This window comes from Streptomyces sp. NPDC053665, assembly GCF_055585285.1.
On sequence record NZ_JBVJKK010000002.1, the window covers coordinates 503,052 to 522,688 of the forward strand.

At 70.7% G+C, this 19,637-nt stretch carries 17 protein-coding genes; 5 read left to right on the forward strand and 12 right to left on the reverse strand.

The genetic code is table 11. The annotated features are described in order from the left end of the window. Positions 1 to 11: 11 nt before the first annotated feature. Positions 12 to 1,310 (reverse strand): polysaccharide deacetylase family protein, encoded by a 1,299-nt coding sequence (locus tag ACZ6ZN_RS09840; RefSeq protein ID WP_469644742.1) that lies wholly within the window; start codon positions 1,308 to 1,310, stop codon positions 12 to 14. Positions 1,311 to 1,365: 55 nt separating this feature from the next. Next, positions 1,366 to 3,498 carry a transglycosylase domain-containing protein gene (locus ACZ6ZN_RS09845; protein ID WP_451876527.1) on the reverse strand — a complete coding sequence of 711 codons (2,133 nt, stop codon included), beginning with the start codon at positions 3,496 to 3,498 and terminating at the stop codon, positions 1,366 to 1,368. Between the two features lie 302 nt (positions 3,499 to 3,800). On the opposite strand from ACZ6ZN_RS09845, the gene ACZ6ZN_RS09850 reads away from it, so the two are divergent. Together ACZ6ZN_RS09850 and ACZ6ZN_RS09855 are read left to right on the forward strand one after the other, a co-directional pair. Beyond that, entirely contained in the window at positions 3,801 to 4,025 is a 225-nt protein-coding gene (locus tag ACZ6ZN_RS09850) for an FmdB family zinc ribbon protein (RefSeq protein WP_451876528.1), read from the forward strand. A 59-nt stretch (positions 4,026 to 4,084) separates the two neighbouring features. After that, the gene (locus tag ACZ6ZN_RS09855; protein WP_451876529.1) at positions 4,085 to 4,885 is read left to right on the forward strand and encodes a DedA family protein; all 801 of its coding nucleotides are present in this window, start codon (positions 4,085 to 4,087) and stop codon (positions 4,883 to 4,885) included. Here ACZ6ZN_RS09855 and ACZ6ZN_RS09860 read toward each other — a convergent pair. The 3 genes from ACZ6ZN_RS09860 to ACZ6ZN_RS09870 form a co-directional block, all read right to left on the reverse strand. Then, positions 4,806 to 5,618, reverse strand: a complete 813-nt coding sequence (locus ACZ6ZN_RS09860) for an HAD family hydrolase (RefSeq protein ID WP_398111369.1) — start codon at positions 5,616 to 5,618, stop codon at positions 4,806 to 4,808. The two genes, ACZ6ZN_RS09855 and ACZ6ZN_RS09860, sit on opposite strands and share 80 nt — an antisense overlap. Continuing rightward, positions 5,615 to 8,116: a phosphoribosyltransferase gene (locus ACZ6ZN_RS09865; protein WP_469644746.1), complete on the reverse strand. Its 2,502-nt coding sequence runs from the start codon at positions 8,114 to 8,116 to the stop codon at positions 5,615 to 5,617. The genes ACZ6ZN_RS09860 and ACZ6ZN_RS09865 overlap by 4 nt, the downstream gene beginning before the upstream one ends. 68 nt (positions 8,117 to 8,184) lie before the next feature. After that, positions 8,185 to 9,351, reverse strand: coding sequence for an HpcH/HpaI aldolase/citrate lyase family protein (locus tag ACZ6ZN_RS09870; RefSeq protein WP_469644747.1), 1,167 nt, complete (start codon positions 9,349 to 9,351; stop codon positions 8,185 to 8,187). Between the two features lie 228 nt (positions 9,352 to 9,579). On the opposite strand from ACZ6ZN_RS09870, the gene ACZ6ZN_RS09875 reads away from it, so the two are divergent. After that, positions 9,580 to 10,485: a TerD family protein gene (locus ACZ6ZN_RS09875; RefSeq protein WP_398111373.1), complete on the forward strand. Its 906-nt coding sequence runs from the start codon at positions 9,580 to 9,582 to the stop codon at positions 10,483 to 10,485. A gap of 30 nt (positions 10,486 to 10,515) precedes the next feature. Here ACZ6ZN_RS09875 and ACZ6ZN_RS09880 read toward each other — a convergent pair whose 3' ends face one another. From ACZ6ZN_RS09880 to ACZ6ZN_RS09905, 6 genes are all read right to left on the reverse strand, one after another. Continuing rightward, a complete protein-coding gene (locus ACZ6ZN_RS09880) occupies positions 10,516 to 11,250 on the reverse strand; it encodes a TerD family protein (RefSeq protein WP_398111374.1) in 735 nt (244 codons plus the stop codon). A 131-nt stretch (positions 11,251 to 11,381) separates the two neighbouring features. Continuing rightward, positions 11,382 to 12,527, reverse strand: coding sequence for a DUF475 domain-containing protein (locus ACZ6ZN_RS09885; protein WP_398111375.1), 1,146 nt, complete (start codon positions 12,525 to 12,527; stop codon positions 11,382 to 11,384). A 125-nt stretch (positions 12,528 to 12,652) separates the two neighbouring features. Continuing rightward, positions 12,653 to 13,228, reverse strand: a complete 576-nt coding sequence (locus tag ACZ6ZN_RS09890; RefSeq protein ID WP_398111376.1) for a TerD family protein — start codon at positions 13,226 to 13,228, stop codon at positions 12,653 to 12,655. A gap of 118 nt (positions 13,229 to 13,346) precedes the next feature. Then, positions 13,347 to 13,922, reverse strand: coding sequence for a calcium homeostasis/redox stress adaptation protein (locus ACZ6ZN_RS09895; RefSeq protein ID WP_369197241.1), 576 nt, complete (start codon positions 13,920 to 13,922; stop codon positions 13,347 to 13,349). Between the two features lie 147 nt (positions 13,923 to 14,069). Then, entirely contained in the window at positions 14,070 to 14,528 is a 459-nt protein-coding gene (locus ACZ6ZN_RS09900; RefSeq protein ID WP_398111377.1) for a peroxiredoxin, read from the reverse strand. 106 nt (positions 14,529 to 14,634) lie between these two features. Next, complete coding sequence (locus ACZ6ZN_RS09905) at positions 14,635 to 15,072, reverse strand: DUF3052 domain-containing protein (RefSeq protein ID WP_369197239.1); 438 nt, start codon at positions 15,070 to 15,072, stop codon at positions 14,635 to 14,637. 450 nt (positions 15,073 to 15,522) lie between these two features. Between ACZ6ZN_RS09905 and aceE the strand changes: the two genes are divergently transcribed. Further along, a complete protein-coding gene (aceE, locus tag ACZ6ZN_RS09910) occupies positions 15,523 to 18,270 on the forward strand; it encodes a pyruvate dehydrogenase (acetyl-transferring), homodimeric type (RefSeq protein WP_451876534.1) in 2,748 nt (915 codons plus the stop codon). A gap of 87 nt (positions 18,271 to 18,357) precedes the next feature. After that, positions 18,358 to 19,092 carry a potassium channel family protein gene (locus ACZ6ZN_RS09915; protein WP_469644753.1) on the forward strand — a complete coding sequence of 245 codons (735 nt, stop codon included), beginning with the start codon at positions 18,358 to 18,360 and terminating at the stop codon, positions 19,090 to 19,092. A gap of 105 nt (positions 19,093 to 19,197) precedes the next feature. Here ACZ6ZN_RS09915 and ACZ6ZN_RS09920 read toward each other — a convergent pair whose 3' ends face one another. Beyond that, on the reverse strand, positions 19,198 to 19,506 hold the full coding sequence (locus ACZ6ZN_RS09920; RefSeq protein WP_398111380.1) for a small hydrophobic protein: 309 nt from the start codon (positions 19,504 to 19,506) through the stop codon (positions 19,198 to 19,200). Positions 19,507 to 19,637: the final 131 nt, after the last annotated feature.

Genomic DNA, 19,637 nt, shown 5'->3' on the forward strand with positions numbered 1-19,637 from the left:
CTTGGGGTCTGTCACTTCACGACCTTCGACCAGTCGGGCGACTGGGCCGGGTCGAGGGAGCGCAACCGCTGAAGGGTCTCGGGCTTCTGCGCGTCCAGCCAGTCGGCCAGCTCCCTGAAGGACACGCACTTGACGTCCTTCTTGGTGCACACCGTCTTGACGACCTGGTCGACGGCTCTCATGTATATGCCGCCGTTCCAGTTCTCGAAGTGGTTTCCGATGAACAGGGGGGCACGGCTGCCGTAGTACACCCGGTTGAAGCCGGACATGTAGGAGTTGACCGTCTGCTGCTCCCACTCGGGGTACTTCGCCGGGTCGCCCTCGGTCTCACCGTCGGACTGGTTGTACAGGAAGTTGAAGTCCATGGACAGGCCCTGGTAGTCGCCGCCCTCGTAGGGGAGCATCTGCAGCGGGAAGTCCCAGATGCCGTCCTTCTTGCGGGGCCATATCTGGAAGTCGCCCGCGGAGCTCGCGTCGTAGCGCCAGCCGTACTTCTCGGCGGCCTTCAGCAGGTTGGCCTGTCCCTCCAGGCAGGGCGCACGGCCCCCGGTGATCTCCTTGCGCGGGTCGAAGGGCAGCGGATCCAGGTCCGTGAAGCCGGTGTTGGTCTTCCACTTCTCGACGAACGAGTAGAACTGGTCGATCTCGCTCTTCCACTCCTCGACGCTCCAGTCGCCGCCGCCCTTCTCCCCGCAGAAGTGGCCGTTGAAGTGGGTGCCGATCTCGTTGCCGTTGCGCCAGGCGTTGCCCAGTTCCTCGACGGTGGTGCGGATGTGCTCGTCGGTGGGGAAGCTGATCGCCGCCGAGCCCTTGTCGTGCTGCGGCGGGGAGTAGAGGTCCTTCTTGCTCTTGGGCACCAGGTAGATGCCGGTGAGGAAGAAGGTCATGTGGGCGTCGTACTGCCGGGCCAGCTCCCGGTAGTGCGAGAACAGCCCGTCGTCGCCCTGGAGCGCGCCGTCCCACGAGAAGACGACGAACTGGGGCGGCTTCTCGCCCGGCTTGAGCGGAACCGGCTTCAACTGCTTCTTCGGCGGGCCGGTGTAAGAGGTGGAGCCGTCCCCGAGGACCTTGGTCTTGCCGTCCCACTGCGGCTGGTGGTCGTTCTTCTCGGAGGTGTTCTTGCGGGCCGCCCCGGAGGAGGCGGTCGGGGTGGTCTTCTCCTGTCGCGTCAGCACCAGGTAGCCCGCGACCAGGCACGCGACGACGACGAGCGCCGCCAGGGTCAGGATGCGCGGGGACATGGCGCCCAGGGCGCGGCGGGACGCGCTGGGTGCGCGCGGTGCGCGGCGGCGACCGGAGGGTGACTTCATGCGCGGCTCATTCTGCGAGGGAGTGGGAAGGTCTGGGAGGCGCCGGGCGCCGGGGTCAGCCGACGCCCCGGGCTCTGGACCAGATGGTGTACGGGACGCTGTCGTCGGGGGTCCCCGCGATCCCCTTCAGCGGAAGCGGCTCCAGGCTCTTGGTGAGGTCGATGCGGTAGGTGACGACGGCCGTCGACACGGACTCGGCGGTTCCGACATACCAGGACGCGGTGTCGCTCTGCACGGTTCCCGCCTTGCCGGACACCCCGGCGGGCGCGTCCGCCCCCGGGTGGGCGGTGCGGAAGGCGTCCGCCAGGGCGGACTGGACCGCCTCGGCCGTGGCCGTCTTCACCGCGCGGCGGGACGCCGGCGCGGCCAGCGCGACCTTGGAGCCGTTGCGGGTGATCCGGTCCACGGAGTACGGCTCGACGTGCTTGCCCCCGGCCGCGAAGGTCGCGTACCCGCTCGCCATGCGGATCGCGCTGGGCGTGGCGCTGCCCAGGGACATCGCCGGCACGTTCGGGCCGAAGCTGGAGGAGAGCAGGCCCGCGGCCTCGGCGGTGCCGCGCACCTTGTCCAGGCCGGTGTCCATGCCGAGCTGCATGAACGGGGTGTTCACGGACAGGGCGAGCGCCCGGGCCAGGCTGATCTGCCCGTAGGACTTCTTGCCGTCGTTGCGGGCGGCGACCTTCTTGCCGCTGCGGTCCCAGTAGGGGCCCTCGGGGGTCGTCACGGGGACGCCGTCGTCGCCGTTGTAGAGGGTCTCCGGGGTGACCTGGGTGCGGGTGCCGTCCCGGGTCTTCTGCACGCCGTGCTCCAGGGCGGCGGCGTAGACGAACGGCAGGAAGGCCGAACCGGCCGGGACGGTGGTCGCGTTGGACTCGTTGTAGCCCTGCTTGCGGTGGTCGGGGCCGCCGTGCAGGGCGAGGATGCGCCCGTCGGTGGCCACCGAGGCGGCGCCGTAGTGCACGGTCTTCGCCTTGGCCGGGTCGTCCTTGCGGGCCTGCTCGCGGGCCTTGGTCACGGCCTTGGTGAGCGCGGTCTCCTGCCCCCGGTCGAAGGTCGTGTAGATCTGGAAGCCGCCGAGGTCGAACTCCTTGTCGGAGATGTGCGCGGCCTTCTTGACGTACTGGGTGGCCAGCTCGACGAGGTAGTCGCTCTGCTTGCCGGTGTCGTAGCCCGGCGCGTGCTTGAGCGGCTCGGGGAACTTCCGGTACTTGGCCCGCTCCGACTTCGACAGCGTTCCGACGTCGACCATGCGGTCGAGTATCCAGGACCAGCGCTCCACGGCCCGGGCGTGGTTGGCTCCGCCCAGGGCGGGGTCGTAGAGTCCGGCGCCCTTGAGGAGGGAGGCGAGGAAGGCGGCCTCGCTGACGTCGAGTTCGCGGACGTCCTTGCCGTAGTACGCCTGGGCGGCGCGCTGGATGCCGTAGGTGCCGCGGCCGAACCAGCTGGTGTTGAGGTAGCCCTCGAGGATCTCGTCCTTGTCCATCTCGTTGTCGAGCTTGAGGGCGAGCATGGCCTCGGTGAACTTGCGGCTCACCGAACGGTCCTGGTTGAGGTAGACGTTCTTGACGTACTGCTGGGTGATGGTCGAGCCGCCCTGGGTCTCCCCCTGGCCCACGGTGCGCCACACGGCCCGGGTGAGGCCGCTGAAGGATATGCCGGGGTCGCTGTAGAAGCTGGCGTTCTCGGCCGCCAGCACCGCGTCGCGGACGTCCACGGGGATGTCCTTCAGGGGCATCTCCTGACGCTGCACCCAGCCGGTGCGGGCCATGGGCGTGCCGTCGGACCAGTAGTAGACGTTGTCCTGCTGGGTGGCGTACGAGTTGAGGTTCTCGGGGACGTCGGTGGCGGCGTAGGCGACGCCCAGGAACATGACGGACAGCCCGGTGAACGTCAGCGCGGCCCCGAGCCACTGCCGCCAGGAGGGCGCCCAGCGGCGCCAGCCGGTGCGGCCGGGCCGGGGGTAGACCGGCCGCAGACGGCGGGCGTAGGGGGCGAGGCGGGCGGCGTAGGGGGCCAGCGGGGCGAGGTAGGCGGCGGGCTTGAACGTCCGGGCGGTCCTGCGCCGGCGGCGGGATCCGCCGGAGCCGCGGCCGGAGGACGGTTCCGCGGCCTCGTCGGAGGCGGGGGCCCTCTCGGAAGCCGCGGCGGCGCTGGTGGCCGCGACCACGTCCTCCGCACGCAACTGCATGGTTTGATCGGGTCTGTCCGCATGTGGGGACGCGGGAGCCTTCAACTGCATGGTCTCGTCCGGTTCCCGCCCAGCCTCGGTCACGGCTGTGTCTCCCCTCCCCCGCTTACAGTGGTGCTCGCGCGAGAGCCCGGCACCGCTGTCGACCGCGGCGCGCTCCACATCCCCCCGGCCGTGTGGCTTCTCGCGACGATGGAAAGCTACCAGTGGCCTTTACAGCTTCTCCATAGCGGTTGGGGCAAGAACGGTCACATGTGATCCCGACGAGTGGTATTTCCATCGCCTCGCACTAATCTGTCCCCATGCCTCGTTACGAGTACCGCTGCCGGACCTGCGGCGACACCTTCGAACTGAGCCGCCCCATGGCCGACTCCGGCGCCCCCGCCGCCTGCCCCGCGGGGCACGACGACACGGTGAAGCTCCTGTCCACCGTCGCGGTGGCCGGCTCGGCCTCCGCCCCGGCCCCGGCGCCCCGGTCGGGCGGCGGTGGCGGCGGGGGCTGCTGCGGCGGCGGCTGCTGCGGCTGACACCGGCCCCGGGGTCCTTCCTCAGCTCTTCTTCAGGTCCGGTTTCCTACGGTGGCCGCATGACAGCCATCGCCGCGGACGCCGGACCGCAGTGGGTCAACGACCTCATGGACACGATGGGCGCACCGGGTGCCGGTCTCGCCATCGCCCTGGAGAACCTGTTCCCGCCCCTGCCCAGCGAGGTGATCCTGCCGCTGGCCGGCTTCGCCGCGAGCAGTGGGCGGATGAGCCTGCTCGCCGTGCTGCTGTGGACGACGGCCGGCTCGGTGATCGGCGCCCTCGCGCTGTACGGGGTCGGCGCGCTGCTCGGCCGTGACCGGACGGTGGCGATCGCGGAGCGGCTGCCGCTGGTGAAGGTCTCGGACATCGAGAAGACCGAGGCCTGGTTCGACAGGCACGGCACCAAGGCCGTGTTCTTCGGCCGGATGATCCCGATCTTCCGCAGCCTGATCTCCGTGCCGGCCGGCGTGGAGCGGATGCGCCTGCCGGTGTTCCTCGGCCTGACCACCCTGGGCAGCGCGATCTGGAACACGGTGTTCGTGCTCGCCGGCTACTTCCTCGGCGCGAACTGGCACACGGTGTCCGACGTCGTCTCCACCTACTCCAAGGTGGTCCTGGCGGTGGTGGCCCTGGCGGTGGTGGTGTTCATCGCGCTACGGCTGCGACGGCGCCGCGAGGGGACGCGCGGCGAAGGGGCGCGGGGAACTGCGCGACAAGCCACCGACACGCCGCACCCGCACCCGCACCCGCACCCGCACGACGACCAGGACACCCGAGTGCTCAGGCGTCCCGTACTGCCTCCAGGAACTCGCGGAGAATCCGCTCCCCGGCCAGGGCGCCCCTCTCGGGGAGCGCCCTGACCGCAGGGGCCGTGAAGCCCGTGTCGGCCAGCTCCCCGTGCCCCGGGCGCCAGCCCCGGTCCGCCGCGAGGAGCAGGTCCGCGTCGAGCAGCGAGTCACCCGCGGCGAGGGTGAGCTCGGCCCCGGTCCGCCGGGCGACCTCGCGCAGGGCCGCGCTCTTGGTGAGGGGCTTGGGGACGGCGTAGATCTTGCGGCCCTGGAGGGACACGGTCCAGCCCCGGTTCTCCGCCCACACGGCGAGTTCCTTCACCCAGTCCTCGTCGAGCAGTTCGCGCTCGACGACGAGGTAGGCGAAGAGGTCGTCGGCGACGCGGTGCTTGCGCACCCAGACCGGGTCGGCGGCCCGCAGCAGGTGCTCCTGCACCTCGGCCAGGGGCGCGCACTGGTCGGCCAGCCGCGCGGTCACCTGCGCGTGCCAGTCGGGGTCGGACACCCCGTCCACCAGGAGGTGGCCGCCGTTCGCGCAGATCGCGTACGTGGGCTGCGGGCCGGGCAGGTTGATGCGCTGGTACTGCTTGCGCGTCCGGGTCGTCGCCGGCACGAACACCGCCGCGTCGCCGAGGTCGGTCAGCAGCCGGGCCGCGGTCTCCGTCATGTACGACAGCGGCCTGCTCTCGTGCACCTCCACGCACAGCAGCCGGGGCGCCCGGGCGTCCGGCATGGTCAGCGCCAGGGCCGCCGAGGAGTAGATCAGCGTCCGGTCGAGGTCGCTCGCCACGATCACGCGCGTCACAGGGTCACCGCCTTGCCGTCGGCGCCGGTCGCGCCCCGGGTGTACTTGGGGTGGATCAGGCCGACGCAGGTGTAGGGCAGCGCGTCGACCTCCTCCACCGGGACTCCGCGCTGCTCGGCCAGCAGGCGGACGTGGTCGAGGTCGCTGCCCGCCCCGGCCCGCGCCAGGACCTTCCAGGGCACGCGGCGCAGCATCACCCGGGTGGTCTCGCCGACGCCGGGCTTGACGAGGTTCACGTCGTGGATGCCGTACTCCTCACTGATGCGCTCGACGGCGGCCCAGCCCTCCCATGTGGGCGTGCGGTCGGCGGCGAGCAGTTCCCCGGCCTGGGCGCAGGCCGCGTCCGCGACCTCGGGGAAGCGGGCCGAGACGGCGTCCAGGAACGCCACCGAGACGTCCGTGGCGGCCAGTTCACGGTAGAACTTGGCGCCGTGGTAGTCGTGCGGGCCGACCAGGTCCGCACGCAGCACGGTCCGCGAGACCAGCCCCGACACGGTGGAGTTGAGGCAGGCGGAGGGGATGAGGAAGTCCTCGCGGGTGCCGTAGGTGCGCACGCAGGAGCCCGGGTCGGCCAGCACGGCGATCTCCGGGTCGAAGCCGGTGACGCCGTCGGACTTCTCGAACTCCGTCAGGGCCTGGGCCAGTTCGCGGGTGATGGCGCCCTTGCCGGTCCAGCCGTCGACGAAGACGACGTCCCGGGGGTCGTGGTGCGCCGCGAGCCAGCGCAGGGCGTTGGCGTCGATGCCGCGGCCGCGCACGATCGACACGGCGTAGTGCGGCAGGTCCAGGCCGTGCCGGTGCTGCGCCCAGCGGCGCATGAGGATGCCGACGGGGGTGCCGGCCCGGGCCAGCGAGACCAGGACCGGCCGCGGGGACCGCTCGGCGAGGACGGTCTCGGTGACGACGCCGACCGCCCGGGCGATACGGGCCGCGGAGACGTTCAGCGCGGCGTGGAACAGCTCCTGGTACTGCTCGCTGGGCTGGTACTCCACGGGCAGGGACTCCGCGTAGTGGGCGCCGCCGCTCTGGATCGCCTCCTCGCGCTCCTCGGTGGGGGCCTCCAGGGTCACGTCCGAGAGGTCCTGGAGCAGCCAGCCGACCTCCTCGGGCGCGTACGAGGAGAAGGCGGGGCCACGGAGGGGCGCGGGCAGCATGCGGGGCCTTTCAGGGACGTACGACGGTACGACGGCGAGGAGGACCTCGGGGGTGTGCGGGGCGAGCCGGGCCAGCAGGCCGTCGGGCGCGTGCAGCGCGGGGGTGTCGGCGGCCGAGTCGACCACCACGACGACGGCGTCGGATCCGGCGCCCGCGACGTTGTAGGCGTACCGCTCGCCGGGGCCGTCGGCGGGGTCGTCGTGGGCGGGGAAGGCGAGCCGGGTGCGTATCGCGTAACCCGGGTCGTCGAGCGCCAGGACGGGCGAGCGGGTGGTGGTGGAGTAGCGGACCTCGGCGTCCGTCGTCCGCTCCAGGGCCTCGGCGAGCCGCAGCGGGGCGTACATCAGCTCCTCGAAGCCGAGGACGTGGACGCGGCGGGCGCCGGGAGGCAGGGCCTCGGCGATCCTGGCCGCCATCGCGGGCAGGGCTGCCTCCAGCCGGGTGCGGTGCGCGGGGGTGAACCCGTGTCGCCCCCCGTCGGGGAGGCCGGAGGGCCAGTCCAGGTCGACGCGGGTGACGTGGGGGGCGGTGCCGTCGTCGTCCGGCTGCGGGCCGGTGGCGCTTGCCCGCGCAGTTCCCCGCGCCCCCGGGGCGGCGTTCTCCGCCTCGTGGCGGGCCACCAGCTCCTGGCCCTTCTCCAGTACGCCGTCGGGCAGCCGCACGGTCCCCGAGGCGGCCGCCACCAGATCCACCCGCGCACCGATCTCCCGGGCGAACTCCTCCAGCCGCCCCGCGTCGGCGGCGGACCGCATGTCCACCAGCGCCACCACGACGTACCGCCGCCGCGGGTACCGCTCGTGCAGGTCCCGGACGGTGTTCAGCACCGTGTTGCCCGTGGAGAACTCGTCGTCGACCAGGACCAGCGGCCCGTCCCCGGCGAGCAGCGCCGGGTCCTCCGGCAGCAGCAGGTGCGAGGTCGCGTGGGAGTGGGACTCCTCGAAGCCGCCGGCCGGGGCGAGGCCGGGCACCGGGCGGCGGGTGGAGTGCAGGTAGGGAGCCAAGCCCAGTCCGTCGGCGACGGAGTGGCCGAGGCCCGTCGCGGTCTCCGCGTAGCCGAGGACGACGGCCCGCCGGGCCTCGTCCTCGCCCAGCAGTTCCCGCACCCGGCGGCCCAGCGCGACTCCGTGTCCGTACACCACGGACGGCGCCTGCGGGACGTGCTTGCCCAGCACGTTCGACACCAGCAGGTGGGCGCGCTTGGGGTTGCGGCGCAGGGCCAGCCCCAGCAGGCCGGTCAGCCGGTCGTCGCCGACGAGTTCGACGCCGAGCCGCTCGGCGACCCAGTCGCCGGACCAGACGCCGCCGGACCCGTCGCGCACCTCGGGGTGCTCCCCCTCGTTCACTGCCTTCTCCGCCTTCTCGGTCTTCTGCGCCTTGTGCGCCTTCCGTATGGATGCCCGGCGCCGGACCGTCACTGCGGCAGGCCCGCCGCCAGCAGCTCCACGAAGCCGATGTCCTCGTTGGCCACACCGAAGACCTCGGCGCGCAGCAGGGTCCGCTCGGCCCAGGCCCGATGCGGCTTCACCTCGTTCATCTTGTTCGTGTACGCCGATCTCAGCACACCCCCGCCGCCGCGCTCGGGGCGCAGGATGTCCTGGGCGTCCGAGAACTCCTCGCGGCTGACCACCGACAGGGCGTGCACCGGCAGCACGTGGGAGGGGTGGATGCAGGTCTTGCCCAGCAGTCCGTTGGCCTGGTCCAGGGAGATCTCGCGCAGCAACCCGTCCATGGCGTGCTCGATCAGCTGGGAGCGCAGCTCGGCGGCCTGCACCTCCAGGAAGGGGCTCTGCCGCAGCAGCGGCTTGAACATGCGCTCCTGCACGCGGAAGTACTCCCACACCGGCCCGGTCACCGTGAAGCCCGTCCCGTCGGCCCGGCCCAGCATGTTCACCACGTCGGCGATCACCGAGGCGACGATCTGCACGTCGTAGGCGGTCATGTCCGGGCCCCTGCGCAGCCCGTAGGAGGAGCAGAAGTCGGTGACGCCCAGGCGCAGGGCGAGCACACGGTCGCGGTACTTGTCGACCGCGCGGAAGATGCCCTCCAGGGTCTCCACGCGCGACTCGCGGTAGAGCAGCTCCGGCGACTCCAGCACCGGCATGGCGAAAAGGCGACGGCCGCTTCCGGCCTCGGCGGCCGCGAGGGCCTCCAGGAACGGGATGCCGCGTTCCGCGGTGAACTTGGGCAGCACGAAGCCGGACAGCAGCCGCACGGCCGGGCCCAGGCGCCGCACGAGGTCGGGTATCTGCTCGGGGGCGCGGACCCGGATGAACAACAGCGGCAGGTCCGCGTCCGGGAGGCCGTCCAGGACCGTGAGCTGGCGGACCAGGTTCTCCTCGCCGGGGCCGACCTCGGCGTCGCCGATCGAGTCCTCCAGGCACAGCACCATGGAGACCACGCCCCGGCCGGCCTGCTTGCGGATGTCGTCGGCGAGGTGCGGGCGGGTGGCGGGGCTGTACAGCGTGGCGCCCAGGGCGGCCGACAGCAGCCGCGCCGGGGAGTCCCGCGTGAACGCGCACGGTTCGCGGTGGAAGAGGCGCCGGCGGACCTCAGGGGCGATCTGCCCGAAATGACGCATGGATCTCCCCCGTGGTGGTTGCGCGACCTGCGAATCGACGAAAGCTGGCCGGTAATAGTACGTAGAAGTCCATGTCCCAGGTTCCCGTCAGGCATGAATTTCAGGTAACGCGGGCAAGCACAGCCGAACCCGGCCATCTCGACGGTAGCCCCCGACCGCCGGGGGCGCCGCTCGTGGCGCCGTGCCCCCGCGTTGTCGTGAGCAGGACCGAGAAGGCAGGATGACCGCATGACGCACGCGATGCTGAAGGGGTCGAACGTCCCGCTGGAGGCCACCACGGTACGCGCCGTGCTGCGCTGGACACCCGGGCAGGGGGTTCCGGACGTCGACGCCTCCGCGCTGCTCCTCGGCCCCGGCGGCCGTGTGCGCTCCGACGAGGACTTCGTCTTCTACAACCAGCCCCGCCACCCCTCCGGCACGGTGTGGCGGCTCGGCAAGAAGCGGGTCGCCGAGGGCCTGACCGACACGATCCGGACGGAGCTGACCGGTGTCGAGTCCGAAGTCGGCCGCATCCTGATCGTCGCCTCGGCGGACGGCGTCACCTTCGACCGCGTGCAGGCGCTGCGCATCCTGTTGTACGACGCGGCGGGCACGGACGAGGAGGCGCTGGCGTACTTCGACGTGAAGCCGGAGACGGGCGAGGAGACGGCGCTGATCTGCGGCGAGCTGTACCGCCGCGGGGAGGGCTGGAAGTTCCGGGCGCTGGGCGAGGGCTATTCGAACGGGCTGAAGGGCCTCGCGACGGACTTCGGCATCTCGGTGGACGAGTCGGAGGCGGCCGAGGAGGCCACCACCTCCGTCCCGACGCCCCCGACCACGGCCGGCCCCGCCCCCACCACCGCCGGGCAGCCCGCATCCCACCCGGAGGCGTCCCGCCCGCTGCCGCCGGAGCAGCCGCCCGGGGTGCCCGCGCAGCCCGGGTACGGCTACCCGACGCAGCAGCCCCCGGTGACGCAGCCGGCCTACGGCTACCCCCAGCCCACGAGCCCGCCCGTCTACGGCTACCCGCAGGCGCCGGCCACGGCCGGGGCCGCGGGCGCGCAGTCCGGCTACGGCTATCCGCCGCCGCCCCTCGGCGGGCCCGACCCGGACTTCCGGCTGCCCCCGCAGGGCCCGCAGTTCATCGGCCGCTGACGCGGCACCGGGGGGCGGGGCGGGCGCGGGTCAGCGGTCGACCTTGGTCTTGTAGCCCCGCCCCCACTGCAGTCCCCAGCCGTAGAGCCGGTCCAGCTCGGCCTGGAAGCCGTAGACGAACTTCGCCTCGCGCCGGACGACGATCTCGTCCTTGACCTTCTCGATCATGACGACGGCGCAGGAGCGGGCCTGCGGCTGGCGCTCGTCCAGGTGGATCTCGATCCGGGGTCCGCTGCTCGGGTAGAGGGTGACGCTCGCGTGGGTGCGGTCGAACGCGGGTGTCTGGTCGTAGATGTAGACGAACACCAGGAGCCGCTTGATGTGTTCGCGGTGGTCCAGGTTGATGTACATCGTCTCGCCGGACCCCGAGCCGAAGCGGTCGTCGCCGCTGAGCTTGACGTACGGCGGGGCGTTGACGTCCCCGAAGTAGCCGCCGAGGGGCTGCACGACGCCCTTGCTGCCGTCCTGCAACTCGTAGAGGCAGCCGAGGTCCAGGTCGACGTTGACCATGGACTGGCTGTGGCCGACGACCTCCGGCGGTTTCAGCGCCCGGAAGGGGTGGCGCAGCAGGCTCTCGCGCTGCGCGCCGCCGATGTCGGACGTGCGCATCCGCCAGCTGAGGTTGACGCGCAGATGGCCGGTGGCCGCGTCCTGCTTGGTGAGTGATATCTGCGCGCGCCGCTTGGTCAGCTCGATCGCGTTGGTCGCCGCGTTGCCCGAGTCGAACTGCGCCTCGCCGCGCCGGAGTCCGTCGAACAGGCCCATTCCGCCCCCCATGTTCACTTGGGGACCGCGGGTCACCGTCGTGCCCGCGGCCCCTGACGGCCGACGGGGCGGCCGCCGAGGAGTCGCCTCGGTGGCCGCCCTGTCGAGAGCGTTCCTCACCCGGAGGGGTGTCACACCCCGGACGAGACCTCAGTCTTGTCGTCCGATCCGGCGTTTCCCTCGGCCGCCGCGAGCGCCTTGTTGCGGCGGACGGAGGACCAGAAGGAGGCGCCGATGAGGACGACGCCGATGAGACCGGTGATGATCTCGTTGATCTCGTACTGGATGGTGACCAGCAGGATCATGGCGAGCGCGCCGATGGCGTAGTGCGCGCCGTGCTCCAGGTAGACGTAGTCGTCCAGGGTGCCCTGGCGGACCAGGTAGACCGTCAGCGAACGGACGTACATGGCGCCGATGCCCAGGCCGAGCGCCATCAGGACGATGTCGTTGGTGATGGCGAAGGCGCCGATCACGCCGTCGAAGGAGAAGGACGCGTCCAGGACCTCCAGGTAGAGGAACATGAAGAACGCGGCCTTGCCGGCCAGCTTGACCGCCGACTTGGGCTTGCCCTCGCGCTCGGCCTTCTCCTCGGCCTCGTGCTCGCGCTCCTCCTCCTCTTCGAGCTTGTCCTCGAAGTAGCTGGAGAGACCGCCGACGATCATGTACGTGATCAGACCGGCGATCCCGGCGAGCAGGACGGTCTCCGCCTTGTCGGCGTGGGTGCCGCCGTGCTGGTGGGCGTGGGCGCCGAAGGTGATCGAGGAGATCAGCAGGACGATCAGGGCGATGCAGACCGACAGCATGTCGACCTTGCCGAGCTTGGACAGCGGGCGCTCCAGCCAGCCGAGCCACTTGATGTCCCGGTCCTCGAAGATGAAGTCGAGGAAGATCATCAGCAGGAACATGCCACCGAAGGCGGCGATCGACGGATGCGCGTCGGTCACCAGCTCCTGGTAGCGGTCCTTGTCCGTGAGGGCGAGGTCGACCGCCTCGATCGGACCCAGCTGGGCACTGATCGCGACGATCACGACGGGGAAGACCAGCCGCATGCCGAAGACGGCGATCAGGATGCCGACGGTGAGGAAGATCTTCTGCCAGAAGGCATTCATCTTCTTCAGGATCCCGGCGTTGACCACGGCGTTGTCGAAGGACAGCGAGATCTCGAGGATGGAAAGGATCGCGACGATACCGAAAGCGGTCCACCCTCCGTAGAAGACCGCTGCGACCAAGCCGAGCGCGGTGACCGCGAACGACCACCCGAAGGTTTTCAGAACCACTGGCTACCCAATCGTGTGTGTACGGGGTACCCCCGCGCCGTACCCGGCTTTACGAACTTTTGAAGCCGCAGTCTAGTGCGCCCCTCCGGGCCCGCCGCGAGGCCCCGGATTTTGCTCATATCGCGTCAGGAGACGTTGACCCCGAAGTCCATCGCGATGCCACGCAGACCCGACGCGTACCCCTGGCCGACCGCCCTGAACTTCCACTCGCCCTGGTACCGGTACACCTCGCCGAAGATCATGGCCGTCTCGGTGGAGGCGTCCTCGCTGAGGTCGTAGCGGGCGAGCTCCTGGCCGTCGGCCTGGTTCACCACACGGATGAAGGCGTTGCTGACCTGGCCGAAGGTCTGGCCGCGCTCGTCGGCCATGTGGATGGAGACCGGGAAGACGATCTTGTCGCACTGCGGCGGCACCTTGGCGAGGTCGATGAGCAGCGACTCGTCGTCGCCCTCGCCCTCACCCGTGAGGTTGTCGCCGGTGTGCTCGACCGAGCCGTCCGGGCTCTTGAGCTGGTTGTAGAAGACGAACCACTCGTCCCCGAGCACGCGACCGCCGCTGCACATCAGGGCGCTGGCGTCGAGGTCGAAGGGCGCTCCGGTGGTGGAGCGCGCGTCCCAGCCGAGACCGATCATCACGTGTGTGAGGTTCGGTGCGGCCTTGGACAGGGAGACGTTGCCCCCCTTGGCAAGCGTGACGCCCATGATGTGTCCCTCCCCGAACGATGTTTCCTAGGTGGTCCTGCGCGTCCGGCGCCGCACGTAAACCGTGCGGCGCCGGACGGGAGGTCGCGGGGCCCCGGTGCGGGGCCCGGCGGGTGGCTCAGACGTTCACGCCGAAGTCCTGCGCGATGCCGCGCAGGCCCGAGGCGTAGCCCTGGCCGATGGCGCGGAACTTCCACTCCGCGCCGTGCCGGTAGAGCTCGCCGAAGACCATGGCGGTCTCGGTGGAGGCGTCCTCGCTCAGGTCGTACCGGGCGATCTCCGCACCACCGGCCTGGTTCACGACGCGGATGAACGCGTTGCGGACCTGGCCGAAGGACTGCTGGCGGGTCTCGGCGTCGTAGATCGAGACGGGGAAGATGATCTTCTCCACGTCGGCCGGCACGGTCGCCAGGTCGACCTTGATCTGCTCGTCGTCGCCCTCGCCCTCACCGGTGAGGTTGTCACCGGTGTGCTCGACGGAGCCGTCCGGGCTCTTGAGGTTGTTGAAGAAGATGAAGTGCGCGTCGCTGGCGACCTTGCCGGAGCTGTTCAGCAGCAGCGCACTGGCGTCCAGGTCGAAGTCGGTGCCGGTCGTGGTGCGGACGTCCCACCCCAGACCGACGATGACCGCGGTCAGGCCCGGCGCCTCCTTGGTCAGCGATACGTTGCCGCCCTTGCTGAGGCTGACTCCCACGAGTCCTCCATTGGTGTCCGGGGGCGGGATGCCCCGTTGTGCTCGGATGTCGGATCAACGTTTCGATCCTAGTGACGGGTTCCCGCCCCTCGCAGGCCCTGGAGCCGACATTTCAGCGGGTGTCGGGCTCCGGGCGCCCGGCCGGCGTCACAGCGAGTCGAGCGCCTTCACGTAGTCGTTCAGGTCGCGGGCGTCCGGCAGGCCGTTCACGACGGTCCACCGCACGACGCCCTCCTTGTCGATGACGAAGGTGCCGCGCACGGCGCAGCCCTTGCCCTCGTCGAAGACGCCGTAGGCGCGCGAGACCTCGCCGTGCGGCCAGAAGTCGGACAGCAGCGGGTACTCCAGGCCCTCCTGCTCGCCGAAGACGCGCAGGGTGTGGATGGAGTCGTTGGAGACGGCGAGCAGCTGGGTGTCGCGGTCGGTGAACTGCGGCAGGTTGTCGCGCAGCTCGCACAGCTCGCCGGTGCACACGCCGGTGAAGGCGAACGGGTAGAAGAGCAGGACCACGTTCCGGGAGCCGCGGAAGTCCGACAGCCTCACCGCGGCGCCGTGGTTGTCCCTGAGCTCGAAGTCGGGGGCCTTGTCGCCGACCTGGATCGCCATCGTCGCGGGTGTCCTTCCTGGTGGTGTGCCGGGAGGACCACCCTACGCAGGGGCCGGGGCACGCCGGTGGGCGGGCCGCCTGCGCGGCCCGCCCCGGGGGTTTCGACTACCGCTTGGACTTGGCGGCCTTCGGCGTCGCCAGCCGGCTGCCGCTCCAGTCCTTGCCGACGCTGACGCTCTTGGACGCCGTCAGACCCGCCGTGGTGGCGGCTTCCGAGATGTCGCTCGGCTCCACGTAGCCCGAACGGCCGGTCTTCGGCGTCAGGAGCAGGATGGCGCCGCCTTCTTCGATGTACGTGGTGGCATCCACCAGCGCATCCGTCAGGTCGCCGTCGTCGTCACGGAACCACAGCACAACGGCGTCGGCCACGTCGTCGTAGTCCTCGTCCATCAGGTCGCCCTCGATGACGCCCTCGATGGTCTCGCGGAGCTCCTGGTCCACGTCGTCGTCGTAGCCGATCTCCTGGACCACCTGCCCGGGCTGGAACCCCAGCCTGGCGGCAGGGTTCGTCCGCTCCTCCGCGTGGTCCGCGGTCGCGCTCACGGGTTGCCTCCTGATCATGTCTTCGGATGGGGGTACCCCCTGCTCCTCTGAGCTTGGGGGGAATCTCAGCCACGCGCGTGCGCGAAGCATTGGCCGTAGTCCACACGGGCGGGACCGATCGCGCAAGTACCCGGCCGTGCAGACCGCCGAAACGGTGACGATCCCGGCGGTGTCACCGCAACTCCAGGCACACCATCATGGCCCGAGGTGATGCACACCACACCTTTCTGCCCTGTTTGGGCGTTTGGGAATCGTCTGTGGGTACGAGACTCGAAGGTATTCGCCCCTGGTGTCGCGGAGCCGGTCTCACGCTCGGGTTACCGCTCGGTAGAGATGACGATTCACGGCCCCGAGGTGGACCATGGACAGCGGCGCGCCCCCCAGCGACGACGCCCCGCGACGACAGCGAAACAGCGGCCCTCGCCGGCCCTCTGACAGGTAAGGAACAGCGTGGCTTCCGCATCCGATCGCAACCCGATCATCATTGGCGGCCTTCCGAGTCAGGTTCCTGACTTCGATCCCGAAGAGACGCAGGAGTGGCTCGACTCCCTGGACGCCGCCGTGGACGAGCGCGGCCGGGAGCGCGCCCGCTACCTGATGCTGCGGCTGATCGAGCGGGCCCGCGAGAAGCGCGTGGCCGTGCCGGAGATGCGCAGCACGGACTACGTCAACACCATCCCGACCAAGAGCGAGCCGTTCTTCCCGGGCAACGAGGAGATCGAGCGCAAGGTCCTGAACGCCACCCGCTGGAACGCGGCGGTGATGGTCTCGCGGGCCCAGCGCCCCGGCATCGGCGTCGGCGGCCACATCGCCACCTTCGCGTCCTCCGCCTCGCTGTACGACGTCGGGTTCAACCACTTCTTCCGCGGCAAGGACGAGGGCGACGGCGGCGACCAGGTCTTCTTCCAGGGCCACGCCTCCCCCGGCATCTACGCCCGCGCCTTCCTGCTGGACCGGCTCAGCGAGCAGCACCTGGACGGCTTCCGCCAGGAGAAGTCCAAGGCCCCGCACGCGCTGTCGTCGTACCCGCACCCGCGGTCGATGCCGGACTTCTGGGAGTTCCCGACGGTGTCGATGGGCCTCGGGCCGATCGGCGCGATCTACCAGGCGCGGATGAACCGCTACATGGAGGCGCGCGGGATCGCCGACACCTCCAAGTCGCACGTCTGGGCGTTCCTCGGCGACGGCGAGATGGACGAGCCGGAGTCGCTGGGCCAGCTGTCCATCGCCGCCCGCGAGGGCCTGGACAACCTCACGTTCGTCGTGAACTGCAACCTCCAGCGCCTCGACGGCCCGGTGCGCGGCAACGGCAAGATCATCCAGGAGCTGGAGTCGGTCTTCCGCGGCGCCGGGTGGAACGTGATCAAGCTGGTCTGGGACCGCAGCTGGGACCCGCTGCTCGCCCAGGACCGCGACGGCGTCCTGGTCAACCGGATGAACACCACGCCGGACGGGCAGTTCCAGACCTACGCCACGGAGACCGGCGCGTACATCCGCGACCACTTCTTCGGCGACGACCACCGGCTGCGCGCGATGGTCGAGGGCATGACCGACGACCAGATCCTGCACCTGGGGCGCGGCGGCCACGACCACCGCAAGATCTTCGCGGCGTACAAGGCCGCCGTGGAGCACAAGGGCCAGCCCACGGTCATCCTCGCCAAGACGATCAAGGGCTGGACGCTGGGCCCGAACTTCGAGGGCCGCAACGCCACGCACCAGATGAAGAAGCTGACGGTCGACGACCTGAAGCGCTTCCGCGACCGCCTGCACCTGCCGATCCCGGACAAGGAGCTGGAGTCCGGCGTCCCGCCGTACTACCACCCGGGCCGGGACTCGGAGGAGATCCAGTACATGCACGACCGCCGCAGGTCGCTCGGCGGTTACGTGCCCACCCGCGTCGTCCGTTCCAAGCCGCTGGCCCTGCCCGAGGACAAGACGTACGCGACCGTGAAGAAGGGCTCGGGTCAGCAGTCCATCGCCACGACGATGGCGTTCGTCCGGCTCCTCAAGGACCTCATGCGGGACAAGGAGCTCGGCAAGCGGTTCGTACTGATCGCGCCGGACGAGTACCGCACGTTCGGCATGGACTCCTTCTTCCCGAGTGCGAAGATCTACAACCCGCTCGGGCAGCAGTACGAGTCGGTCGACCGCGAGCTGCTGCTCGCCTACAAGGAGGCGCCGAACGGGCAGATGCTGCACGACGGCATCTCCGAGGCGGGCTGCACGGCCTCCCTGATCGCCGCCGGCTCGGCCTACGCCACGCATGGCGAGCCGCTGATCCCGGTCTACGTCTTCTACTCGATGTTCGGCTTCCAGCGCACCGGCGACCAGTTCTGGCAGATGGCCGACCAGCTGTCCCGCGGTTTCGTCCTGGGCGCCACCGCCGGGCGCACCACGCTGACGGGTGAGGGCCTGCAGCACGCGGACGGCCACTCGCAGCTGCTCGCCTCGACGAACCCGGCGTGCGTGGCGTACGACCCGGCGTTCGGCTTCGAGATCGCGCACATCGTGCAGGACGGCCTGCGCCGGATGTACGGCTCCTCGCAGGAGCACCCGCACGGCGAGGACGTCTTCTACTACCTGACCGTCTACAACGAGCCGATCCAGCACCCGGCCGAGCCGGACGGGGTGGACGTCGAGGGCATCCTCCAGGGCCTGTACCGGTTCAGCGAGGGCACGGGCGGCTCGGTGCCGGCGCAGATCCTGGCCTCCGGGGTGGCGGTGCCCTGGGCGGTCGAGGCGCAGAAGATCCTGGCCGAGGAGTGGAACGTCAAGGCGGACGTCTGGTCGGCGACCTCCTGGAACGAGCTGCGGCGCGAGGCCGTGGACTGCGAGCAGCACAACCTGCTGCGCCCCGAGGAGGAGCAGCGGGTGCCGTACGTGACGCGCAAGCTCGCGGACGCCCAGGGGCCGGTCGTGGCGGTGTCGGACTGGATGCGCTCGGTCCCGGACCAGATCGCGCGCTGGGTGCCGCAGACGTACCAGTCGCTCGGCGCGGACGGCTTCGGCTTCGCCGACACCCGGGGTGCGGCGCGCCGCTTCTTCCACATCGACGCCCAGTCGATCGTGGTGGCGGTGCTGACGGAGCTGGCGCGTGAGGGCAAGGTCGACCGGTCGGTGCTCAAGCAGGCCATCGACCGCTACCAGCTGCTCGACGTGTCGGCGGCGGACCCGGGGGTCGCGGGCGGCGACGCCTAGCCCGGCGGGAGCTCTTCTTCCAGGGGTGGTGAGCCTCACGGACGTACCGTGGGCCTGCCACCCCTGCGGCTTTCCTACGATGCCTGCATGCAGCAGCAGTCGGCCCAGCTCCGCTGGGAGCAGCACACGCAGCGCCCCCTGTTCGCCCTGGCCCTCGCGTTCGCCGTCGCCTACGCCGTGCCGATCGTCCGGCCGGACGCGGACCCCCGGGTGGTGCAGGCGTGCTCGGCGGTCGAGTGGGTGGTGTGGGCGGCGTTCGTCGTCGACTACGTCGTGCGCCTGGCCCTCGCCCCGCACCGGCCGTCCTTCGTGCGGACGCACTGGCTCGACCTGGCCGCGGTGGTGCTGCCGCTGCTCCAGCCGCTGCGGCTGCTGCGGCTGGTGTCGACCCTGCTGCTCGTCGGGCAGCGGGCGCGGATGGCCTCGCAGATCCGGCTGACCACGTACGTCGCCGGGGCCGTGGTGGGGCTGCTGATGTTCGGCTCGCTGGCGGTGCTGTCGGTGGAGCGCGACGCGCCGCACGGGAACATCCGCACCCTGGGTGACGCGGTGTGGTGGTCCTTCACGACCATGACGACGGTGGGGTACGGCGACCACGCCCCGACGACCGGTCTGGGGCGCGTGCTCGCGGTGGGGCTCATGCTGTCCGGCATCGCCCTGCTCGGTGTGGTCACGGCGAACATCGCGGCCTGGTTCATCGCACGGTTCGACAAGGACGACGTCGAGGAGCGGCGGCAGACGCAGGCGATCCTGGAGTTGACGGAGGAGGTCCGGGCGCTGCGCGCGGAGGTGGCGGCCCTGAAGGGGACGCCCGTCGAGTGAGGGCCGGGTGAGGCGGCAGGGTGGTCCCCGGACTTCTCAGGTCCGCCGGGCGCACGAGCGAGCCCCCGGCCGAACCGCCGGAGGCCCGTGCTCACTTCACCCGGTTCAGTACAGGCCCAGGCCCGGTGTCATGGCTCCGGACAGCCACAGCAGGGCGAGGAGGGTGTCGATGGCGCCCAGGACGAGGGCCACCACGGCCGCGGGCGGGCGGGAGCCCGACCAGGTGCGGCCCATGGCGAGCCAGCCGCAGACGATCGCGGCGGGGCCGAGGACGATCCCCAGCACGAAGAAGCCCGCGACCGCGCAGATGACTCCGACGAGTCCGAGCGTCGCGCGATCCGTCCCGGTCCGTGACCACGTCCGGCCACGTGAGCGGGGGTGCCTGCGCGTACCGTGTCCGAAGCTCGCCATCATCAACTCCCGTGATTCCTCGGTCGGTCGAGGCTCTGCTCGGGTATGACATGGCGGGTACCCCGCGATCGGCCGGCAATGCACCGCTGCCTGCGCGCCACCCCCCTCCGGCAGCGCGCCGCAGCGTCCGCCCT